The sequence below is a fragment of the Bacillus cereus group sp. N6 genome (genome assembly GCF_016483705.1).
Lineage (GTDB): Bacteria > Bacillota > Bacilli > Bacillales > Bacillaceae_G > Bacillus_A > Bacillus_A wiedmannii.
In genome coordinates, this window is the sequence record NZ_JAEHBI010000111.1 from 1 (window position 1) to 4274 (window position 4274).

The window sequence follows — 4274 nt, forward strand, 5'->3', positions numbered from 1 at the left end:
ATTTTTTTTCATGTTTTCAAATCGGAAACATGTATTTGGCCTGCTTTTTTGTCTGAAAAAGCTGAGTAGTTACAAATATTCTTTGATAATTTTAAAATTTATCTTCTTTTGTTAACGGGTATTTTTTTACTTAAAATTCCTACGATTATTAATTTAATCATTAATGGCGGGGTATTTGGCTTCTATCTAGGTGGACTACACCAAGATTTTGAACATGTTCTACTCCCTCTACTTATTCATGGTATACCTGAAATACTAGGTTTTTTTATTGCTGCTTATATAGCATTTTTAGGTAAAGAAAAATTTTGCATACGTAAAAAGTTCAATATATGTTTATTATTTTTTGGTGCATTTTTAATTTTTATAGCAGCGGTTATAGAGACTCTTATAAGTCCATTATTTATATAAGTGAGGTGTAATTGTGGGTTTATTGAGAATTATATCCACATGTTTATTAATCTTTACATTACTTCTAAAATTCAATGTAATACCATATAATTTTGATTCTGGTACAGTACAATATTTACTGAATGGTTCATTACTATTATTTTCATTTGGTGTTATTGTTCCTATTATTTCTTTGCTTAAATTTTAAAAAATGAATCCACAAAAAGATGTGGAATATCTGAAAAACATTCTTTTAGAAATTGATAAAGAATCTACAATAGACATTTTTCTTACTAAAAGTAGCTTGGTTAAAGGGGCGGTTGTATTATATATAAAATCTAAACCAACCATCATTGTCCATCATTCTTTAATAAATAAGCTAAGCAAAGAACAATTAAAATTTGTCATTGCGCATGAATACTGTCATGTTTTAAATAATCATTTAATAAAGAACGTGATGTCTTTAGCATTTGCTTTAGCAGGGGTACCACTATTACTTTTGATTGTATCTCCACTATTACTTTTGATTGTATCTCCACTATTACTTTTGATTGTATCTCCACTGTTGTTTAAAATAAATGTATTATGGATAGCTTTAAGTATTATCATTGTTATATATGTTGGATTAATTATTCTCCATTTCATGTTTTCTCAAAGAAGAGAATATATAGCTGATCAATATGCTACGAATATAGTAGGGAATGAAATATCTTTAAGTACTTTGAAGTGTCTAAAAGACAATTATTTAGTTTCTGAGAAATCATATAATATGTTTGAAACTCACCCTAGTTTAAAGAGTAGGATGGAGAAAGTAAGCGAAAAAAATAAGAAAAAATGGATTCTCATCGGAGTTATTGTACTAATTGTTATTGTGGCAGCAGTTAATATTTTTATTATGCAAGGTAAGAAGAAGGGCGCATCAACAACGGCTGATGCTGTAAGTTTTGAGAAAGTGACAGAGCGTAAACTGAATAATACGAAGTTAATTTCTGGTCAGGTGAAGCCTGGTAATATTGAAAGCTTTTATGCTGATCCGGCCAAAGGGAAAGTGAAAGATATTGAGGTAAAAGAAGGACAAGAGGTAGAGAAAGGCACGAAGTTATTCTCTTATGACAATAAAGAGATTAATCTTCAAATGAAGCAAGCTGAGCTTGATCAGAAGATGGCGGATATGCGTTATGATCAAGGAAAAAAGAAGATTGATTCGCTGAAGAAAGAGATTAAGAAGGCGAAAGATAGCGGAGCTGTAAAAGAAGTAACAGATCCAATGGAAGAGCAAGTAAGTGAGTTAGAAATAGCGCAAAAAACAACTGACCTTGAGAAAGAAAAAGGGAAGTTACAAAAAGAAGAGTTAAGTAAAAAACAGAAAGAACTTACGATTTATAGTAATTTTACTGGTATTGTACAGAAGTTGGATAAGGATGCAGCGCAAAGTTCATCTCAGGCGTTAGGTGGTCAAGGGAAAGCATTCTTGCAGGTTGCTTCTAAAGATCCGTTCCAAGTTCAAGGGACTTTAACAGAGCTTCAAAAATCACAAATCCAAAAAGATCAAACGTTCACTGTCACTGCGAAAGCAAACAATAAGAAAAAGTGGACAGGTAAGATTATAGAAGTAAGCGAATTCCCAACGAGTGCAGAGATGGCTCAAGCTGCTGGTGAAGGAACTCAAAATATGTCTCAATATACATATAAAGCAAGTCTTGATAGTCAAGATGGTTTATCTCCAGGGTACCATGTTTCATTACAAGTAAACTTAGAGAATAAGACGATGATCGCTGTTCCAAGCAAGAGCATTGTAGAAAAGGAAGAAGATGCATTTGCTTATATCGAAGACAAAGGAAAGCTTCGTAAACAAAATGTGAAAAAAGGTACTACTGATGGAGATTGGACAGAGATTACTGAAGGCGTAACAGTGGGGCAAAAGGTGGTTAAAAATCCTTCCGACAACGTGTATGACGGAATGGAAGTGAAAGAGAAATGATTACGCTAAATAATATTGCTAAGACGTATTATCAAGGAAAGCTTGCGGTACCGATTTTGCATGGTATTAGTTTAACGATTCAGAGTGGTGAGTTTGTTTCGATTATGGGACCTTCTGGTTCCGGTAAGTCAACGCTTATGAACATTATTGGTTGTTTAGATCGTCCAACAGAAGGCGAATATATGCTGAATGATGTGAATATCTTAACAGCAGACGAGTCAAAGCTTGCTTTAATTCGTAATGAATATATCGGCTTTGTATTCCAGCATTTTAATTTACTGCCACGTCTTTCTGCGGTGGAAAATGTTGAACTTCCGCTCGTATATGGTGGCGTGAAGAAAGCAGAACGTCGTAAGCGTGCCTTAGAGGCGTTAGGTAAAGTTGGATTAGCAGACCGTGTACATCATTTACCTAATGAATTATCAGGTGGACAGAAGCAACGTGTAGCGATTGCAAGAGCGATTGCGAATAATCCAACGTTCATTATGGCCGATGAGCCAACTGGTGAGCAAGTTATGGATATTTTTACGAAGCTTAATGCAGAAGGTACGACCATTGTTATGGTTACGCATGAAGAGGAAGTAGCGGCTTATTCGTCTCGCCGCATTGTACTGCGAGACGTGAAATTGGGGTACGTAAAGCACTTGGCGCAACACGTAGTAAAATTTTATTGCAGTTTTTAATTGAAGCAGTTATGTTAACGCTTCTTGGCGGTTTAATTGGTATTGGTCTTGGATATGGCGGGGCATATATCGTTTCGACATTTGCGAAATGGCCACCGCTTGTTTCATGGGAAGTTGTTGTTGGAGGCGTATTGTTCTCCATGACACTCGGTATTATTTTCGGACTAATTCCAGCGAATAAAGCTGCAAAATTAGATCCGATTGAAGCACTTCGTTACGAATAGTTTACTAGTGTAGTAGAGATATGTCTCTCTACTACATATACATATTGTTCTAGTAGGCGGTTGATAGCAGCCTTTAAAAAATGTGAACCGCCCGTTAGAACAAGTTATATAATATAGAAGGAGGCGTTATAATGGAAGCAAATATTAACACACAAGATGTAGGTGCGAAAAAGCCATCACTATTTGGAATGATTACATCTCCTGGATTACAGTTTGAAAGAATGAAAACAAGTAAGAAGGTTTGGGGTGTATTCTTTTTAGTAGCACTGTTACAAGGACTCCTGGGTGGTTTAAGTGCGTATGTTATGTATACATCACCTGAGATGGTTAAAATGAAAAAAGAATTGGGTGAACTCGCTGGACAAAGTTCACTTACATCAGAAGTTATTTCTGGAATTGGATCCAGCTTTGCAGGTGCGATGATTGGAACACTATTTATAGCAGCTATTTATAAAATATTTATGATATTCTTTGGTAATGATACGCCTTACAAAACTTTATTGAATATTGTAGTTTATACAAATATTGTCCTTATCATTGGTGGCCTTATTAATACAATTTTAAGTCTAATCTTTGATAGTGGAACGACTCAGTATACTAGTTTAGGGTTATTATTTAAGGAAGGTACATTTGCATACGGAATTGGTAATACAATTGAAATATTCTATGTATGGAATTTAGTTCTAATTTGGCTCGGATTACACATTACAGCTGGATTAAGTAAGGTGAAAGCATCAATTCCCATTATTGTTCTATTCATTATTAAAGCGGTATTCTTAGCCGCAATTTTGGTATTAATAGCGAAATTTTTACCTGGGATGCCGTTGTAAATAAATTCTGTTCATTATGAAAAAATCAGTAATAGATTTGCAACATTATTAACCGGTTCCTTAACGTACAATTTTCTTTTTTTGATATGGTGACCCCATGCCCATCAACTTAAACGTCATTTAGTAATGAACTTTCGTTCATTTTAATAGAACATAGTTAGATATGTTT

At 34.4% G+C, this 4274-nt stretch carries 4 protein-coding genes and 2 pseudogenes; all 6 read left to right on the forward strand.

What is annotated here, in order from left to right; genetic code table 11:
• The first annotated feature begins 75 nt into the window (after positions 1-75).
• The 6 genes and pseudogenes from JDS99_RS29885 to yknW all read left to right on the forward strand — a co-directional run bounded on the left by JDS99_RS29885 (position 76) and on the right by yknW (position 4105).
• On the forward strand, positions 76-408 hold the full coding sequence (locus JDS99_RS29885; RefSeq protein WP_345943246.1) for a stage II sporulation protein M: 333 nt from the start codon (positions 76-78) through the stop codon (positions 406-408).
• A gap of 190 nt (positions 409-598) precedes the next feature.
• Positions 599-1195, forward strand: a pseudogene (locus JDS99_RS32870) (M48 family metallopeptidase); the annotation flags it as partial.
• Positions 1190-2368 (forward strand): efflux RND transporter periplasmic adaptor subunit, encoded by a 1179-nt coding sequence (locus JDS99_RS29895; RefSeq protein WP_199696370.1) that lies wholly within the window; start codon positions 1190-1192, stop codon positions 2366-2368. The pseudogene JDS99_RS32870 and the gene JDS99_RS29895, both read left to right, overlap by 6 nt.
• On the forward strand, positions 2365-3051 hold the full coding sequence (locus tag JDS99_RS29900; protein WP_199696368.1) for an ABC transporter ATP-binding protein: 687 nt from the start codon (positions 2365-2367) through the stop codon (positions 3049-3051). Before JDS99_RS29895 ends, JDS99_RS29900 begins: the two co-directional genes overlap by 4 nt.
• Positions 2988-3275: pseudogene (locus JDS99_RS29905) on the forward strand (ABC transporter permease); the annotation flags it as partial. The gene JDS99_RS29900 and the pseudogene JDS99_RS29905, both read left to right, overlap by 64 nt.
• A gap of 131 nt (positions 3276-3406) precedes the next feature.
• Entirely contained in the window at positions 3407-4105 is a 699-nt protein-coding gene (gene yknW, locus JDS99_RS29910; RefSeq protein ID WP_199696369.1) for a YknW family membrane protein, read from the forward strand.
• Positions 4106-4274: the final 169 nt, after the last annotated feature.

Coding starts and splice junctions, on each gene's coding strand:
- JDS99_RS29895 (WP_199696370.1), top strand. CDS start 1,190: ATGGAGAAAGTAAGCGAAAAAAATAAGAAAAAATGGATTCTCATCGGA.
- JDS99_RS29900 (WP_199696368.1), top strand. CDS start 2,365: ATGATTACGCTAAATAATATTGCTAAGACGTATTATCAAGGAAAGCTT.
- yknW (WP_199696369.1), top strand. CDS start 3,407: ATGGAAGCAAATATTAACACACAAGATGTAGGTGCGAAAAAGCCATCA.